Raw genomic sequence first — 17,462 nt, forward strand, 5'->3', positions numbered from 1 at the left:
ACATGTCTAGTAAACACGACATTCTTAACGCGCTAAAGAGCGCCGCAATCGCGCCTCAAGCTATGCCGGTTATCAAGGTTTCACCGCGAATTGATGACTTAGTCGGTCAGTTCGAAGCCAGCCTTAATACCGTAGCTGGCACTTTGCACCGCGAAGGAGGCCTAGCTAAATTACAAGAACAAGTTGATCAACATATTGCACAGGGCATGCAGATCATCTCTATGGTTGATGGCATTAAAGGCAACCGCGAGGTGACCGATACCGCCCACCAGCTAAGAGATATCGATTATGCGGTGATCCCTGGAGACTTAGGTGTCGCCGAAAATGGGGCAATCTGGGTTAACAACAAAAACCTTGGCCACCGCGTGACGCCGTTTATCTGTGAAAATCTATTCTTAGTATTAGATTCGAGCACGATAGTGGCTAACATGCATCAAGCTGCGAGTAAGCTAACTCTGAATTCTGGCCAGTTCGGTACTTTTATCGCAGGTCCATCAAAGACTGCCGATATCGAGCAAGCATTGGTTGTCGGTGCCCACGGCGCGTGTAGCCTGAACGTATATTTGGTTTAACTCTCAGATAAATCAAGTTCGATCAAAAAAGCCCTAACATTATGCTAGGGCTTTTTCATATATAGAGTTTTTCTAGCGTACAGGACCAAGATTATAATGTAGCAGTACTTTAAGCCCTTTAACTTCAACTGCTTTTCCGTCAACAAACTTTGGGGCATAGCGCCACTTTTTGAGCGCTATTAGTGACTCTTTCTCAAACTTACTGCCCCCCTTTAAGTCAACAACCACGACATCTTTAACGAAACCCATTTTATCTATGGTAAACGTCATCTCTGTACTGCCTTCTTTGCCAGCTTTTACATAAGAGATCGGATAATCAGGCGGTTTTCGAAACAGAGGTACAGGTTCGATATCCTCTTTCCAAGGAACCATAGTACCGATAGCAATACAGTGCTGGGTAGACTTGTCACTTTGCCCTTCAAGTTCATATAGCTCAACTAACTTGGCATGAGCAGCAAGCTCATAAGGATGACTAAAATCAAGCTGCTTGAACTGCTTAATCACCTCAAGTAATAACACTTCTGCCTCATCATAATCTTTTTCAGCAAAACGAATATTACCCACAGTGAAACTAGCAAGCACTCGCTTCATTGCGTTATCTGGTAGTAACTCGACATAGATTTCCTGAGCTTCGATAGCATAATTACGCACCTTGCGGCTGTAATAGGAAGAGTTGACTAAGCGCTTAAAATAGGCCATCTGGGTATCGGCAAGTAGCAAGCGATTATCTGAGTCTTCGGCTATATCGAGTGCATCATCTAAATACTCACGAGCATCTTTTTTACTGCTAGCGTCACTTAACCCCATAAGCGGGTCAATCAGTTCGACCGCCTCTTCGCCATATGTTTCTCGATAAGTTCGAAGTGTCACTTGATAAAGCTCAAATGCCTGCTGCTTTAGCTTTTTAGCCTTAGCAGCGTTTTCTTCATCGAAGGTGTACTCAGGCAGGTTCGCAATCAAAGCATCACCCGCATTGAGAGCCAATATCGCCGTATCTAAACTATCGGCGCCGAGTTTTACTTTACCAAGCTCATAAGCCTTAAGTGCATAAGTCTGGGTATCCACTTTATCCTTGGCTGTCACTGCCGCCTTATAGGCTGAATAGGCGTCACCAAACTCTGAAGCTACCAGCTGAGGAGGGAAAACCATTGCACTTGCCAAGAGAGCTGTACAGATCAAATTACGGCAATTTAGGCTATGTCGTCCTTGTAACATGAAAAATCCTTATTCATTGTTATTATCATTGTTATCGACTTCAATCTTCATTGATTTCAAAAGTTATTCCAGTTCAACTTTTGCACTGCAACACATAAAACTAACATAACCACTGACCTCCAAACAAGACTGAAAGTGGTTACAACAATTAAAATCAACGGCTTAACCCCATTTCCTACCGCCAGATTTAGGCTAACAGTTTAGTGTGGGTTCGCTTCATAATCCAGCCCATCCAGATCACCAATATCGTGCTGCAAGTCGCCAGTGAAATCCACACGCCAGGTACGCCAAAGGCCCAAGCAAACACATACAAAATAGCTGCAAACAGGATCAGTTTGGCGCCAGTTAAAATAGAGGCCTCTTTTGAGTAATTGATGGCTTGGAAGAAAGAGGCGCCAACTAATAACAAGCCCTCCATCGGTAACCCCCAGAAATACCAGCGCATTCCTTCGGTTGCTATTGGGGTGAGTAAGGCGTTGTCGCCAGCAAAGATATACACAAACAGCTGCGGTACCGAATAGATAAACACTAATCCAAGCGCAGCACAGACTAAGGTCACCGAGAAGGCCATCTTCAGCGCCTGCTTCACCCTATCGAAGCGCTTGGCGCCAGCGTTAAAGCTTAAGATAGGCTGCACCCCGAAAGCGATCCCCTCAAACAACAGATAGAAAAAGGCTTCGGTATAACTCACCACCCCATATGCCGCCACATGCAGCGGCGTGCCCACCGTGAGAAACGCCACATTGTGCAGCGTTAGCACCACGGTCAGGTACATATTCATTAAGAAGCTGGGAATACCAACACGGATGATATTGGCGCAGTGATCCCACTTAAGCTTCATCTGCTCAAGATTGATGCCGATTTCGGTTCGACTCGAAAAGAAATGTTGTAAACACAGTGCGCCAGTGACGGCTTGGGAGATCATGGTCGCAATTGCCGCGCCCATCAATCCGTAGGGAAACACGACGATGAGTAACCAGTCGAGCACGGTATTAAGTACGCCACCTAGAATTAAAACAAATGTCACAAATCCTGGGCGGCCATCGTTTCTAAGTAACGCGGTAAATGCCATCGACACAATTGGAAATGTGCCTAAGGCAAAATACCAAAACAGATAATCATCGGCGCTACTGAGGATCTCTCCCTCAGCCCCAAGCAACACCAAGATATCTCTTGAAAAATAACAACCTAGTACCGTAGTAATTAAGCCAGAAAGCAAACATAGGCTAAAGGTATTTCCCAATATACGCCGCGCAATATGACTCTCACCTTGCCCGAGGTGGATTGAGACAAGGGCTGCACCGCCCATACCCAGAGTGGCACCAATAGCATAGAGCACTGCAGCGATAGGATAGGCCAAGATCATGCCCGCTAGCCCAACCTCGCCCAAATAATGGCCGATAAACATACCATCGATGGTGACGTAAATTCCCGTCACTAACATAGATAGAATTGTCGGTATACTATAACGCCAAAATAGCTTGCCTATTGGCTCGGTGATCATCGGCGAGTCAACTGCGACTCGATTCGTTTCAGCTGGCGGCATAGGGTGGGTCATGGTCATTCTCTTATTATTGTTATTCTTTCGCCGATTTACAGCTCTACAACTTAATCGCTAATAAGCTACTTAAAATAGTAGCGAGTTAACATGCAAGTGAGCAAAATAGCTATTTCAACATGGATAGCTAGATGCCAAGACGCGAAGATAGTGCGAGCAAAGCCGCCTCTACTGTTTCGATATCGATTGGTGACATAGATAACAGCTCAATTCGCGAGTCCATCGCATCATCGAGCTCAACAATGGATAGCTCTGAATCAACACGATTAAAGCCTGCAATCCCCTCTTCGGTGATCATCACAGCTTTAAGCCTAACCACATCTAACCCTGTAACTAACGTCAGCAGCTGGTCAAAGTCGAACTCATAGCTTGGCTCAAACACCCAGCCACAACTATAAAAGCCATCACCTTGATTGGTCTTACGCTGCAGCCCGCATTGATCAAATTCAATATATTGACTCGAAGCTGAGCCTGTATCTTGCTCAGAAAAGAGTGGACTATAATTTAGATCTATCAGACGCGGCTGCTGAATGCTCTTTGCACTTGCAGCCATTATTTTAGGCTCAACGCCAGAAACTGAATCTTTCGCTCTATTTGCACTGATAGAGGTCACGCCTTTATGGGGAAGGTCTAATAAGGCTAAAATTGACGGACTGAGTTCCTCTGCTTGTTTAAGGCTCCACGGCTTAACAGTAACGGCTTGCCTATCGGCGCCGTTAACTAATTCAAGGTAATCCGTTAATCGTGTCATGAGTGATACTTGGTAGCTATCAACCTTACTCGCCAGCACCAGATCGGCAACTTGCAGCTGCTGATTAAAGATTTCATGTTCGGTATAACGCTTATCATCGAGCTTTCTCGCGTCCACTAGAGTCACGCAGGCTTTCATCGCTAGGACTTGTCGGTAATGAGGCTGAGTCAACACCTTAAGCACCTCTTTGGGATGACCTAGACCCGTAGGCTCAATCAGTAACCTGTCGGGCTTAGCTTTGGCAATAAGCTGGTTGATTGCCACCTGCATAGGTAAGCCTGCCGCGCAGCACATACAGCCGCCCGCCACCTCTTTGATCTGCACCTGGTCGCTGCCCGTATCAAGCAGCCCGGCATCGATACCGATCTCACCAAACTCATTGACTAAAACGGCCCATACCTCTCCCTCTGGCTTATGTTGCAATAGGGTTTTAATTAAAGAGGTCTTGCCGACACCTAGAAAGCCGGTAATGACATTAGTTGGGATTATTTTGTGGATCATAGCCTAACTCATTCAATCTAGTAGCTAGAGATTCTAATCGTTAAGAGGCTTAGATGTCACGTCATAGCCAAATAGCAAAGTGGCCATATAGACTCTAAATCTGTGGCAAATACTTAATCTGCCCCCTCTAAAACAACTGTCTTGGTGTGTATTTGTATGCACTCCCACTACATAGCAGTTTTGAGCAAAGGTCACAAAAATTTTGAAAAGACTGCAACTTAAGTTAACGCGTTAAGTTAACCGCTAGCATTAAGAGCTTAAATTAACAGCTAGGGCCGACTAAGATAATGCTTTTCGATATAATCACACCACTGCTCAGAGTCTAACTTTGGATTTGCCTCATTACCACGAATCCCCAGTTTAAACTCAACGACAGAGCGCCACTCTAACGAGCCAAGATCGGGGCCATGCCCTTGTCCATCTCCAGTGGAAATTTGCTTTTCGACTTGCTTAAACCAGGCTAAATTACAACGATTTGGATTAGACTCAGGCGCCGATGCCTGCTTAACTTCAGTTTGCTGCGCTATCGATTGCTCGGAACTCGCTTGCTCATCATAAGCGGCGCAGCCCAGTAGCAGACTTGTCACGGTTGCAACCAAACCCAAGTTAATTAACTTGCTCATCTTTCTCTCCTCTTTCGCTTTTAAACAATTCGCTTATTCCTCTGCTTAGGAGCCTAAAATAAACTAAACCTAAACTTCTCACTAACAGCGCTTATATTTCCCTTTCGAATTTTTACTTTAAAAGACTTACCTTACCCCATAAAAAAAGTGAACACACGAGTAATCGATATGTTCACTTTCTGCACTTAATTAACGGCGGTGTCCGCTATTTTTTTGCTTTGTCTTTCGAGCGGCCATAACTGCTCTTACCCGATGTCGCGCCGCGGAAGTTGCTCTTACCCACGGCGTTTTTAGCGGTGCGGTTTTTGTCTTGATACTTTCGCTTATTATGGCTCTTCTCTTTAACCGGTTTCGCCACCACGTCACGATAGCGAGCCGGTAAAGGGGCACCCTCTTCATAGCCAGGCATGGTGATGCACGGCAAGCTCTGACCGATTAACAGTTCAATCTCCTGCAACATGCTTTTATCTTGCGGTGATACAAACGAGATAGCATGACCAGCAAGACCTGCACGCCCAGTGCGGCCAACACGATGCACATAGTCCTCGGCGGCAAATGGCAACTCAAGGTTAATCACCAAAGGCAAAGCTTCGATGTCTAAACCGCGTGCAGCCACATCGGTCGCCACCATGACTCTTAATTTTCCAGACTTAAACTCTTCAAGTGCACGATTTCTCGCCCCTTGAGTCTTCTCACCATGAAAAACGGCGTTTTTCACACCATCAAGTTTTAACTCTGTATGCAGATGCTCGGCACTTTCTCGAGTGCTAACAAACACCAATACTTGCTGCCAATTATTACGACCAATCAATTCAGAGAGTAGCTCAGACTTTCGGCGAGTATCGACTAGGTAAACTTCCTGAGTGATAAGACTCGCCGTGGTCGATGTCGCAACATTGATCCATTCCGGCGCAATCAACATCTTCTCGGCTAACTTTTTAACCTCTTCACTGTAAGTTGCTGAGAAGAAAAGTGTTTGGTGACTAGCAGCCACCAGCTTTTTGACCTTTTCGATATCACGAACAAACCCCATATCCAGCATGCGATCGGCTTCATCAACCACTAAGTGAGTCACATTCGACAGATCGAGACCAAATTGACCAATATGATCGAACAAGCGACCCGGTGTAGCGACCAGAATATCGACTCCAGCTTGCAGCGCCTTACGCTGGGGATTCATGTTTGATCCACCATATACCGCAGTGGTCTTAAAGGGTAAGAACTGCGCATAAGCGGTGATATTATCGGCGACTTGAATGGCAAGCTCGCGTGTAGGCGTCAACACCAATACCCTCAGCTGAGATTGGTACTCAAGTTCTGCCTCATCCTGTCCTGAGAGGTTATATTCCTTAACTAACCAGTTTAACAACGGCAGGGCAAAGGCGGCAGTTTTACCTGTACCGGTTTGCGCACACGCCATAATGTCTTTACCTTCCATGGCAACGGGTAAAACCTGCGATTGAACTTGGGTCAATTGCTGGTATCCGCGCGCAGAAACTGCATCTAATATTTGGGGATGTAAATCGAATGCATCAAAGTTCATGGTCGGCTCAATAGGACTAAGTAAGGGTATAAGGAATAAAAGTGAGCGCGGAGTCTAGCAAAATACCGCGTCAGATAATAGCCAAGATCAAGCCTAAACCTTTTCTACTAAGCTCTTTCTATCAAGCTCTCTCTATTAAGGTATTGTCGGGCTCTAGATAGGCCTGCTCAAATTTTTCAACTGGGACAGGTCTTGAAAATAGATAACCTTGTCCGTAATCACAGCCTGCACCTGCTAGTACCTTACGTTGGTAATCAGTCTCAACCCCTTCTGCTATCACTTTCATACCTAATTTATGGGCCATCACAATAATCGCTTCACACAGGGTAAAATCATCACTATTACTGTCTAAGTTGCGAGTGAAAGACTGATCTATCTTTAAAAAGTCTATTTCAAACTTCTTTAGGTAGGCCAATGAAGAGTAGCCCGTACCAAAGTCATCTAGTGAGATCTGTATGCCTGAGTCACGATATTGTTTCAATTTAGAAGAGATAGCACTATTACCGTCAAGCAATAAGCCTTCGGTAATCTCGATACAGATGTTGTTATTGGTTAAATTTAGTGTCTTTAACAAGGATACCCAAGACTCAAAACTTTCACCTTCATCCCTAAACTGTACGGGAGACTTGTTAATACTTATCTGTACCTCAACTCCGAAGCGATCACGCCATAACGCACTCTGCCGAGCCGCTTGCTGAAATACCCAATTACCTATTTCAATAATTAGCCCTGTTTCCTCTGCAACTGCTATAAACTCTATTGGCGAAACCAAACCACGTTTAGGGTGACGCCAGCGGATCAAAGCCTCAGCCTTAAGTCCCTGCTCCCCCTGCAAACAGACTATGGGCTGGTAGTAGAGTTCAAACTCTTGATTAGCAATTGCCTGACGTAAATCTTGGATCAATCGCATCCGGTACTTAGCGTATCGCTGCATCGATGGAGTGAAATAATGAAAACGATTTCGCCCTTCATCTTTGGCAGCATACATAGCCTGATCGGCATGCTTTAATAGCCCTTCAATAATCGAGGCATCATCGGGATAAAGAGTAATTCCGATACTACCACTAATATAGGCCGTTTCCTCGCCTAAATTATAGGGCTCTGCAATACGAGTTAAGATATGCTTCGCCACCTTATCAACACCTTTGATGTCGGTGATCCCCGATAAAACAATGGTAAACTCATCTCCCCCCAACCTTGCCACAACATCGGTTTCCCGAATACACCCTTTAAGTCGCTTGGCGGTTTCTGTTAACAGCATATCGCCCATATCATGACCGAGCGTGTCGTTCACTTCTTTAAAGTAATCTAAGTCTAAAAACATCAATGCAAAATGCAGCTCTCGAGTGTCTGACTTCAAGATCTCAGCATTAAGATAGTCAAGCAACATGCGTCTATTAGGTAAACCCGTTAGCGGGTCGTAGTTTGCCTGTTTCCAAATAATCTGCTCAGCTTGCTTCTTTTCGGTGATATCAGAAAACAGTGCCACCCGTAGCTGGCTCTGGGCTTCGGCATCAAATAGCGCATTTAATGTAAGCCAAACCACGAACTCCTCACCACTTTTGCGCCTTAGCCATATCTCCCCCTGCCAACGCCCCTCCTCCTCGAGGGCCAAATTCATCTGCTCATAGGCACCACGATTGTTACGGCTGCACTGCAATATCCTAATATTTTGATGCTTAACTTCGGCTTCGCTGTAACCAGTAATATCGGTAAACGCCGAATTGATATTAATAATGAAGCCCTGCTCATCCTGTACACTCATGGCTTCGCAGCTGTTGTTATACACTGATGCCGCAAGCTTTAATGACTCCTCAACTCGCTTTCTTTCAGTGATATCGGTATGGATACCGCACATTCTTATGGGGCAACCACTTTGATCGCGGCTCATCACTTTGCCAGAGTCTAAAATCCACAATGTTTCAGCAGCCTGATTACGGATACGGTACTCAATTTTATGCTGCTTAGTTTCACCGTTAAGATGAGCCTGTATCGAGTTAATCACCGCGACTCTGTCCTCAGGATGAATCGAATTAACCCACAATTCTGGCGTTCGATTAAGGGTATCAAGATCACACCCCAGTAAAGCGGCGCTATGCTCATTACGCTCGATGACATCACTAGGAATATCCCAATCCCAAAATCCCAGCGCGCTGCTGCCAAGCACTAACCCTAATTGCTCCTGACTCGCAGCTCTGTCTTTCTCGGCCTCCTTTTGAGAGGTACGATTCAATAACCCGGTAATGATCAACGCAACCTTTGATTGCACTCTTTGACATGCCACCGTCATGTGGGTGTACACAATCGACTCATCTTTTGCGATAAGAGCGACATCGAGTTCAAATTCGTCAACCTCTCCCTCAACCATCTGAGTAAAATAATGCTGATACAGATGAAAGTCATCTGCTGGAATCAACTCCTCCCAAGAGAAACCCAATAGCTCCTCTTCGGTATATTTGAGCATCTGACACAGGTTTGGATTAACTTTAATCCACTGATGATCGACATCGGTTATTGCGATGGCCATATTGCCGCTATGGAAATGTGACTTAAACAACAGGTGATCCTGTAACTTGAGCTTTTGCTCTCGCTCAATTTCAATCCGCCGAGATAATAACAGCCCCAATAACACGGTCGTGATAGGAAAGATAAGCAACAAGGGGATAGTGATCTGCTTTAATAAATCGACAGCCATTTCTGTAGGCATGGTCAAGCCCCAGAGTAAGGCCACACTGTTTGTCAAAAAGCCAAAGGCCAATAACTCAATGATGCGGATATCCTCTATATCGCCTTTACGATACTTTCCCCACAGGTAACCAATAAGCCCTGATGTCACTATGGTACCTACGCCTGACCATACGGCGATTCCACCTTCATTCAAACGATATAGGCTACTGAGAACCACCGCGACGAGTGTGGGAATACCACCAAAAAATAGACCACAAATACTCAGAATAATGGTTCTTGAATCTAAGAAAATACCATCACTGTACTGCCAGGGCATTAACATAATGGCGATGGTGATAACCGCAATAAGGCAACCACTGCCGACACGCCATAAGTTAGCTAATGAACGTTTTTGAGTACGCGGAAAGGCGTCATAGACGAGTACTATCGCAAGTAATAAGGCGGCATTTTGTATGAGTGAGAGAACTAAGCCTTGATCCATAAGAAGCTATTCATCCTTGATAAATTCTTTTTAAAAGTTATTTTTATAGTTCGTAACCTATTCTAGAAGGCGGCGATTACGCCTTGTTGGTAGCGATTAAACCATTAACGCCTACCAAGCCTAAAAAGTGTCTAATGCTCCATAGGTATGGGACAATATTGAACTCAGCGGCATTATTTCCCCTCTTACAAAGATAAACGCTAAATAGCTAAATTTCAAAGAACTTAGGCGAAATATTACACTAAGCAAACATCAGACATGGTGAAGGTTTGGAGGAGTGAGCCGCTAGTACAATAAAAAGTGCGATTGAAAGTATCGAGTAAGAACTATGCGCCCAAAGAGTCTGGGTTGCATAACACTGGTGCGTTCAATTATTTAGGCGATAAACCGCTTAAGCCGTCAAGCAATACTTCACCACCGCTTTAGTGTGATGAAGTATTGCAAATATTTATGATTAGCCCGCTTGATGGGTCACTAACGTTGGCTTTAATAGATTGTCATGCACAGGGCAGCGATGACAAACTGTATCGATAAACGTCTGTTTTTGCGCTTCGGTTAATGGTTCATTATTAGCTGCAGCATCCATCTCAACGGTGATATCGATATGTTTAAATCCAACCGGATCGTCTGTGGTCTTACCCAGCAGACCTAACGTATTTAGCTGTGCCTTAATGGATACATCAAAATGGTTAAGTGTTATTTTTTGTTCTCTAGCGACCATTCGAGCTATGGTGGAGATACAGCCCGCGAGAGAGAATATAAATGTTTCTAATGGATTCGCCCCTTCGTTACCCGCTGTTGGCTGATCGATTATTAACTGGTGCTCTCTTACCTGAGCGGTAACCTTCCAACCTTCACCCATGTGTGTTTTAACTTCAATGCACTTCTCTGCCATCAGACCCGACTCCATTAGATTTAGTTTAATGAGATTATTCTAATGGTTATTTCAACAAAAACTCAAGCACTGCTCACGCTTTCTCCAATTTTTCAGTTAGCGATTTATAGAACGCGACTATGATAAACTGATGACTACAGATCCTACATTGGCAAAAATAAAGCTAAATCACTATGTCACAAACTCAATCTCTGCAGTCAAATACGTCTGAGTCTAAAGCTGTACAGTACAGCAAGACCTATCACTTCCCGGTTCAAATTTACTATGAAGATACCGATTTTTCAGGTGTGGTTTACCACCCTAACTTTCTAAAATACTTCGAGCGTGCGCGCGAGCACGTAATAGGTGCCAACGAGTTAGCCAGCTTATGGGATGAGTATGACTTAGGGTTTGCCGTATATCGTAGCGATATGCTTTGTCACGACGGCGTCGAGTTTGCCGATATTATCGATATTAGAACCAAGTTTTACTTTGAGAGTAAATACCGTACGGTTTGGTTACAGGAGATCTGGCGTCCCAATGGGAAAAAACCTGCAGTCACTGCTCAGATTGAGATGATCTGCATGAATAAGAAACGTCAGCTAAGTCCAATGCCTGCACAGTTAATTGGGCGACTAGGTGAAGCCTTCTCTGAAGCGATTATTTTTTAAAGCCTAACCAAGACTGACAAAGGTAAGTCTCAAAGTTGATCTGGGACTTACTTTTTTTGGAGTGTTACGTCTTACTTATTTTCGCCCAGCGGGACTCCAACTCTTTCGCCGTTAAAGGCTTAGAAAAAATATCACCTTGAATTTTATCAACGCCCATACTGAGCAGTAACTGCAAAACATCTTCTGTTTCCACCCCTTCAACAGTCACCTTAAAACCAAGGCCTTTCGCCAGTCTAATGCTGGTATCCATGATATGCCTCGCCCTGTCATCAACGTCAAGATCATCTAAGAAAGCTTTATCAATCTTGACTTCATCGACAGGTAAATACTTAAGATAAGCCAGAGATGAGTGGCCAGTACCAAAGTCATCAATAGCCACATCGACGCCAATTTGGCGTAAACGCTTAATAGTGGCGACCGCACCGTCAAGATCTTGCATAAGCTTGCTTTCGGTGATCTCTATCGAAATCATTTCCGCGTTGAACTTATACTGCTCAAGCCTAGCCTCTATACCTGTGATCAAAGAGGCATTACGCAGATCTTGAGTCGATAGATTAACCGCTACCTGCAGTTTTATGCCACTTTGCAGCCATTGGGCTTGCTGGGCGAAAACTTCATCCAAGACCCATTGGCTAACGATATCTATCATGCCGGAGTATTCGGCTAATGGAATGAACTCTGCGGGCGAGATCTTCCCCAGTAACGGGTGCTGCCAGCGCATTAACGCCTCAACCTGATGGCAATCGCCTTGGGGGATACTTTGCTTAGGCTGATACACCATATAAAGCTCGCCATCCCGTAGAGCCTTGGCGAGACTATTGATAATCGAAACTTCCCTAAGCTGCACCGCATCATCACCCAACAAGTATTCAGACAGTGCCACATCTCGGGTCTTAGCTTTTTTTAGCGCTAAATCGAGCCGACGTAGCATGGTACTAATATCACTGTGAAACGGCTCTAACGCCAAGTGCCCCATCTGCACTCTTGTGGTTATGATGCTACCAAAGATGTCATAGGGGAGCTGTAGCTTATCGATAAGCTGCTGCAGCTGCGGCTCTGTCATTGCACTAGTGAAATAGATTAGAAACTCATCTTCATTCATTCTGGCAATGAGCGAACCTTCGGGAGCAAGGCTTCTCACTCTCGCGGCTATCTGTTTAAGCAGTTCGTCGCCAAAGTTAAAACCAAACAGATCATTCACGTAGCGAAAACGATAGATATCGAGTAAAACTAAACTGCCTTTATCTAACGGCATCATGGCCGCCATCTTACGTTTCATACTCAAGCGATTATCAAGCTCGGTGAGCTTATCGCGTTCTGATTGCAGACTCTGTGCATAGAGGCTTGCGATGAGTTCTTGTAAGCCTTTCAATTTAGCAGATAAAGAGGCGGGGCTAGAGGGGAGCTGAATATCTTTAAGGCTTAGGTGGTTAAACAGCTTATTAATTTGATTACGCAGTCTATAGTACCGCCACAATACCCATACTAACAAAATAAGCAGTAATAAACACACAGTGGAAATCATCCAAAAACTGTCCATAAATGAGTACTTTACCTGTTATCACGCCTCAACTTATTCTGATATAAACTATAGCGCCTGATTGCATCAACGCCAGCAAACACTATAGTTTAACTTTGCAAACTAGTACCACTAACGACTCACTTATTCGTAGCTAGCCTTAATAGATTGATAATTATCTAGAAACTTCTCACTGGTTAATTCTTCGGTCGATACAGGTAGGCCACGCTCAATAAATACAGCCATTCTTTGTTCTAGATCTGCACCCGCTCTCAACTCGCCGGTATAAAAAGCCGCGGCTCGAATGAAGTCCAAATAGGTCACTCGCTCTGTACTGTAGGTCAGATCAGCCCAGCGCTCGACGACTTCCATCACATCAGGAGAAAACTCCCAACTGCGCAATACCGCACGACCTAATGGCCCCTGCAGCTTTTTAACCAAACCACGCAGTAACTCGATATTATCGAATAACTCAGGTTGCGCTTCTGCTTCGGTCAACACAGGTAATGCCCCGATATTATGCACCAGCCCCGCGAGCGTCATGGTGTCATAATTTAGAGCGCTTGCAGGATGTGTTTCATTGTAAAGCTGTAACATGGCACATGCGGCTGAAGTGACATCAATAGAGGAGTTCCACACCTCATCCATCACCTGCCACACCATCTGATTGGTCGAGATGAAGAGTTGCTCCATCGCTATAGAAGTTGCAATCGATTTTATCTGCATCAAACCGATTCGATTAATCGCAGCATTAAGGTTATCGGCAGGGATCCCACGGCTGTATAGGGCACTATTAGCGATGCGGATCACCCGAGCTGAAATCGCCGCGTCTTGACCAATGATCATCGCCACATCTTTAAGGCTGACATCGTCTCGGCCAACCACCTCCTGCACTCGCATCGCCACTTCAGGCAACGTAGGCAGAATTAAGGCATCTGACTTTAATTTTTTCAACAAACCAACTAATACTTGATGCTCTGTAGACATCCCTACTCCCTTATTATTCGTATTAATTTGCAGCGAATTGAGTATATCAGTAGAACGCTTTAAGCGTGTGTGCAAAATGTTATTAAAGCGCTAATACTTAAACAAGTGCCAAGATTAGCGTCAAATCGCTTAAAAATTGATAACGGGATCACAAGACTTTATAATAAACGACTCAGATCGACCCTAATCCACTTATTATATACGGCTGACTTTCTTGCATTAGCACACCCGCATTCAGTAAAATGCGCGGCCGATTGTCGAGCCCTTATCCGTTAACAGAGAAGCTATTATGTTTAAACCTGAGCTATTATCCCCCGCCGGTACGTTAAAAAATATGCGTTACGCCTTTGCCTATGGCGCCGATGCAGTTTATGCCGGCCAGCCAAGATATAGTCTTCGCGTACGTAATAACGACTTTAAAATGGAGAATCTAGCAGCGGGTATTAAAGAAGCCCACAGCCTGAATAAAAAGCTCTATGTGGTCAGCAATATTGCACCGCACAACGCCAAGCTTAAGACTTACATCAAAGATATGGAGCCAGTGGTTGCTATGCAGCCTGACGCGTTAATCATGTCAGATCCAGGTCTTATCATGATGGTACGTGAAGCGTTTCCAGATCAAGTGGTTCACTTATCGGTTCAAGCCAACGCCATCAACTGGGCATCGGTCAAGTTCTGGGAATCACAAGGTATCAAACGCGTCATTCTTTCTCGCGAGCTGTCTCTTGATGAAATTGAAGAAATTCGTCAACGCTGCCCAGATATCGAGTTAGAAGTCTTCGTTCACGGCGCACTATGCATGGCCTATTCTGGTCGCTGCTTACTGTCTGGTTATATCAACAAGCGTGATCCTAACCAAGGAACTTGTACTAATGCTTGCCGCTGGAAGTACGATGTCCATGAAGCCAAGCAAACAGAGAGCGGTGATGTGGTTGCCGTTAACCCTGAAGTACAGATAGAGACACCGACTTTAGGGGCTGGCCAGCCATCTGATCAGATCGTACTGCTACAAGAGGCGGGACGTCCAGGCGAATATATGCCAGCATTTGAAGATGAGCATGGTACTTACATCATGAACTCAAAAGATCTGCGTGCCATTCAACACGTAGAGCGCTTAACTAAGATGGGCGTTGACTCACTTAAAATTGAAGGCCGCACTAAGTCTTTCTACTATGTAGCCCGTACCGCACAGCTTTATCGCCAAGCGATTGAAGATGCCGCTGCAGGTAAAGATTTCGACCGTACCTTGATGCATAACCTAGAAGGTCTTGCACACAGAGGCTACACCGAAGGCTTCCTACGTCGTCACGTACATGACGAATATCAAAACTACGAGTATGGCTATTCAATCAGCGATACCCAGCAGTTTGTAGGCGAGTTCACCGGCGTTCGTAATGAAGCAGGTTTTGCTGAAGTAGACGTGAAAAACAAGTTCCTTGTTGGCGACAGCGTTGAAGTGATGACACCACAAGGCAACTTGACCCTAAACGTTGATAGTCTAATCAACCGTAAAGGTGAGAGTGTTGAGGCGGGTCTGGGTTCTGGACACTTCGTATTCTTAGACGTGCCAGCAGGTGTAGAGCTAGATAAAGCCGTGTTACTGCGTAACTTGCCACAAGGTCAAGATACCCGTAACCCGCATCAGCCAACAGCTTAATGCTCTTTGCAGAGTTCGTAACACAGCTCTGAAATCTAAACGCTACAAATTTAAAAAAGGCCTCTATTAAGAGGCCTTTTTAGTTTGGGTTGAAATAAGTTTGAACTTGTTAACTATAAGCTTATTAGAAAGTCACTCTCGCCCTTAAACCTATAACCCAAGCATCATCTTCGGTTAAAATAGCTGGGTTTTCAATATACTGAAGATTAAGATTAATCAAACTGACGGCGATACTGACTGGGCGTCATGTTCATTTGGCGTTTAAAAGCCCGGGTAAAATGAGCTGCATCTGAGTAACCCATCCTGATCGCAATTGAGGTGATTTTTAATGAGGGGCATTTTAGTAGATCTAAGGTTTGCTCAAGCACCATCTCCTCTATCACAGCCCCATATTGAACGTCCTCCTTTGCTAAGCGGCGCTGCAAAGTTCTCACATTTAAGTTTAAAATTTGGGCAGCGGTCTTAATCGGTAACTTTCCCATCGACAGGTAAGGCTGGATAGCCAATTTGAAGGTCCCTAGAAAGCACCCCAATCTAGGCTCCGCAGCGAGATGAGCTGCAGTTGAAATATAGGGATGGGTAACAGGCGCCATCATTAGGCTTTCTGAAATAGAAAAAGCCGTTACCGGCCGATTGGTGAAGAACTGAGCGCGACTCAGCTGTGGTAAACTAGAAAATACAGCGTCATTTGTGGATTGGATCCCCACTTGCTTCGGTCGCCATTTATTGTTTGTAAGCGCTGATAACAATTCACAAATAAATATCGCAGAAAATAACTCTGCATGGGTGAACCAGGCTTTATCCACTCCTTCTTTTTCCCGAACTAACCACCACCGGTCTCCACTGAACTGGGTATAGACCTGAGTGTGGGTCATGTTAACTTTTAATTGCTCAGCAAACTCATCTAAGGCCGCTTTTAAGGAGTCCTTCTGGGTTAAACGTCTAATAAAAATCGGGATATAAATATTTTTGCATGCGGTCTGGATAAGTTGAACAAATTCTTGAGGTTCGAGTTTTTCGCCCAGTGTTTGAATGAGGTTTTTAACGGTATTTTCAGGAAGGTAGTCATAGTTGCTCTCATTAGAGTAGAGATCAACCGGAACCTTTGCTTGTTGCAACATAGGATAAATACTTCCATCTAACCCTCTGAGCAAACTTGCAAAAATACCACATCTTGACGCTGAATCAGCGGTATTGCTTCATTATAAGAATCCGAGCGAGAATCAGACGACATAGCTTCCCCTTAATAATATTTTTTAGTTATAAATCAATATAGAATGCCTGTCTATAACCCCCCTAAAGCTCATCTTAACCTTGATAAATTACCTGTACGCATTTAAAGCATGCTATCAGCATGATAATAGTCCGTCTTACCTCACGACTAGCCTAGTCTGTGGCCCTTTGTATGGTATAATTAGCGGGTATCACTTTTAGACTGCTCCGCTAAGCGGAGTTTAAGTACATTTAATAGGCACGCTAATTCAATGGCATTATTAATCGACGACAGCTGTATCAACTGCGACATGTGTGAACCCGAGTGCCCTAACCAGGCCATTACGATGGGGGAAGAGATTTATGAAATTGACCCTGTACTTTGCACCGAATGCGTCGGCCATTACGACAAACCTACTTGTATCTCTGTGTGTCCTATCGACTGTATCGCTGTCGACCCTGACCATAAAGAGTCAGATGACGAGCTGTTAATTAAATATCATATCATCACAGGTAAGCCAGTGGAGTAAACCTAGCTTATTGATATAAATGGAGCCAATTGGCTCCATTTTTGTTTTAACGGTAAATGATAGGTTCTAAGGTCATTTTC

The 17,462-nt window shown here is 44.6% G+C and carries 14 protein-coding genes; 4 read left to right on the plus strand and 10 right to left on the minus strand.

Going from position 1 to position 17,462, the window contains the following annotated elements; genetic code table 11:
- Positions 1-2 precede the first annotated feature (2 nt).
- The gene (locus tag JMA39_RS10355) at positions 3-572 is read left to right on the plus strand and encodes a LutC/YkgG family protein (RefSeq protein WP_202721805.1); all 570 of its coding nucleotides are present in this window, start codon (positions 3-5) and stop codon (positions 570-572) included.
- Between the two features lie 72 nt (positions 573-644).
- Here JMA39_RS10355 and JMA39_RS10360 read toward each other — a convergent pair whose 3' ends face one another.
- From JMA39_RS10360 to JMA39_RS10390, 7 genes are all read right to left on the minus strand, one after another.
- Complete coding sequence (locus JMA39_RS10360; RefSeq protein WP_202721806.1) at positions 645-1,787, minus strand: TonB family protein; 1,143 nt, start codon at positions 1,785-1,787, stop codon at positions 645-647.
- Positions 1,788-1,974: 187 nt separating this feature from the next.
- A complete protein-coding gene (locus JMA39_RS10365) occupies positions 1,975-3,333 on the minus strand; it encodes an MATE family efflux transporter (protein ID WP_373316323.1) in 1,359 nt (452 codons plus the stop codon).
- A 139-nt stretch (positions 3,334-3,472) separates the two neighbouring features.
- A complete protein-coding gene (locus tag JMA39_RS10370; protein WP_202721808.1) occupies positions 3,473-4,597 on the minus strand; it encodes a CobW family GTP-binding protein in 1,125 nt (374 codons plus the stop codon).
- A gap of 269 nt (positions 4,598-4,866) precedes the next feature.
- Positions 4,867-5,220 (minus strand): hypothetical protein, encoded by a 354-nt coding sequence (locus JMA39_RS10375; RefSeq protein ID WP_202721809.1) that lies wholly within the window; start codon positions 5,218-5,220, stop codon positions 4,867-4,869.
- Between the two features lie 205 nt (positions 5,221-5,425).
- Positions 5,426-6,763 (minus strand): DEAD/DEAH box helicase, encoded by a 1,338-nt coding sequence (locus JMA39_RS10380; RefSeq protein ID WP_202721810.1) that lies wholly within the window; start codon positions 6,761-6,763, stop codon positions 5,426-5,428.
- Between the two features lie 121 nt (positions 6,764-6,884).
- Positions 6,885-9,932, minus strand: coding sequence for an EAL domain-containing protein (locus tag JMA39_RS10385; protein WP_202721811.1), 3,048 nt, complete (start codon positions 9,930-9,932; stop codon positions 6,885-6,887).
- A 454-nt stretch (positions 9,933-10,386) separates the two neighbouring features.
- Positions 10,387-10,827, minus strand: a complete 441-nt coding sequence (locus tag JMA39_RS10390; protein ID WP_202721812.1) for an OsmC family protein — start codon at positions 10,825-10,827, stop codon at positions 10,387-10,389.
- 173 nt (positions 10,828-11,000) lie between these two features.
- Between JMA39_RS10390 and JMA39_RS10395 the strand changes: the two genes are divergently transcribed.
- Positions 11,001-11,477, plus strand: coding sequence for a thioesterase family protein (locus JMA39_RS10395; protein WP_202721813.1), 477 nt, complete (start codon positions 11,001-11,003; stop codon positions 11,475-11,477).
- A gap of 64 nt (positions 11,478-11,541) precedes the next feature.
- On the opposite strand, the gene JMA39_RS10400 is transcribed toward JMA39_RS10395, so the two are convergent.
- A complete protein-coding gene (locus JMA39_RS10400) occupies positions 11,542-13,017 on the minus strand; it encodes a putative bifunctional diguanylate cyclase/phosphodiesterase (protein WP_202721814.1) in 1,476 nt (491 codons plus the stop codon).
- A gap of 123 nt (positions 13,018-13,140) precedes the next feature.
- Complete coding sequence (locus JMA39_RS10405; RefSeq protein WP_202721815.1) at positions 13,141-13,983, minus strand: HDOD domain-containing protein; 843 nt, start codon at positions 13,981-13,983, stop codon at positions 13,141-13,143.
- Positions 13,984-14,272: 289 nt separating this feature from the next.
- Between JMA39_RS10405 and trhP the strand changes: the two genes are divergently transcribed.
- A complete protein-coding gene (gene trhP, locus JMA39_RS10410; RefSeq protein WP_202721816.1) occupies positions 14,273-15,640 on the plus strand; it encodes a prephenate-dependent tRNA uridine(34) hydroxylase TrhP in 1,368 nt (455 codons plus the stop codon).
- Between the two features lie 212 nt (positions 15,641-15,852).
- Here the strand turns inward: trhP and JMA39_RS10415 are convergent, their stop codons facing one another.
- Entirely contained in the window at positions 15,853-16,761 is a 909-nt protein-coding gene (locus JMA39_RS10415) for a helix-turn-helix domain-containing protein (protein ID WP_237732763.1), read from the minus strand.
- 363 nt (positions 16,762-17,124) lie between these two features.
- On the opposite strand from JMA39_RS10415, the gene JMA39_RS10420 reads away from it, so the two are divergent.
- Positions 17,125-17,382, plus strand: a complete 258-nt coding sequence (locus tag JMA39_RS10420; RefSeq protein ID WP_012156237.1) for a YfhL family 4Fe-4S dicluster ferredoxin — start codon at positions 17,125-17,127, stop codon at positions 17,380-17,382.
- The last annotated feature ends 80 nt before the right edge of the window (positions 17,383-17,462 follow it).

This window comes from Shewanella schlegeliana (assembly GCF_016765635.1).
Lineage (GTDB): Bacteria > Pseudomonadota > Gammaproteobacteria > Enterobacterales > Shewanellaceae > Shewanella > Shewanella schlegeliana.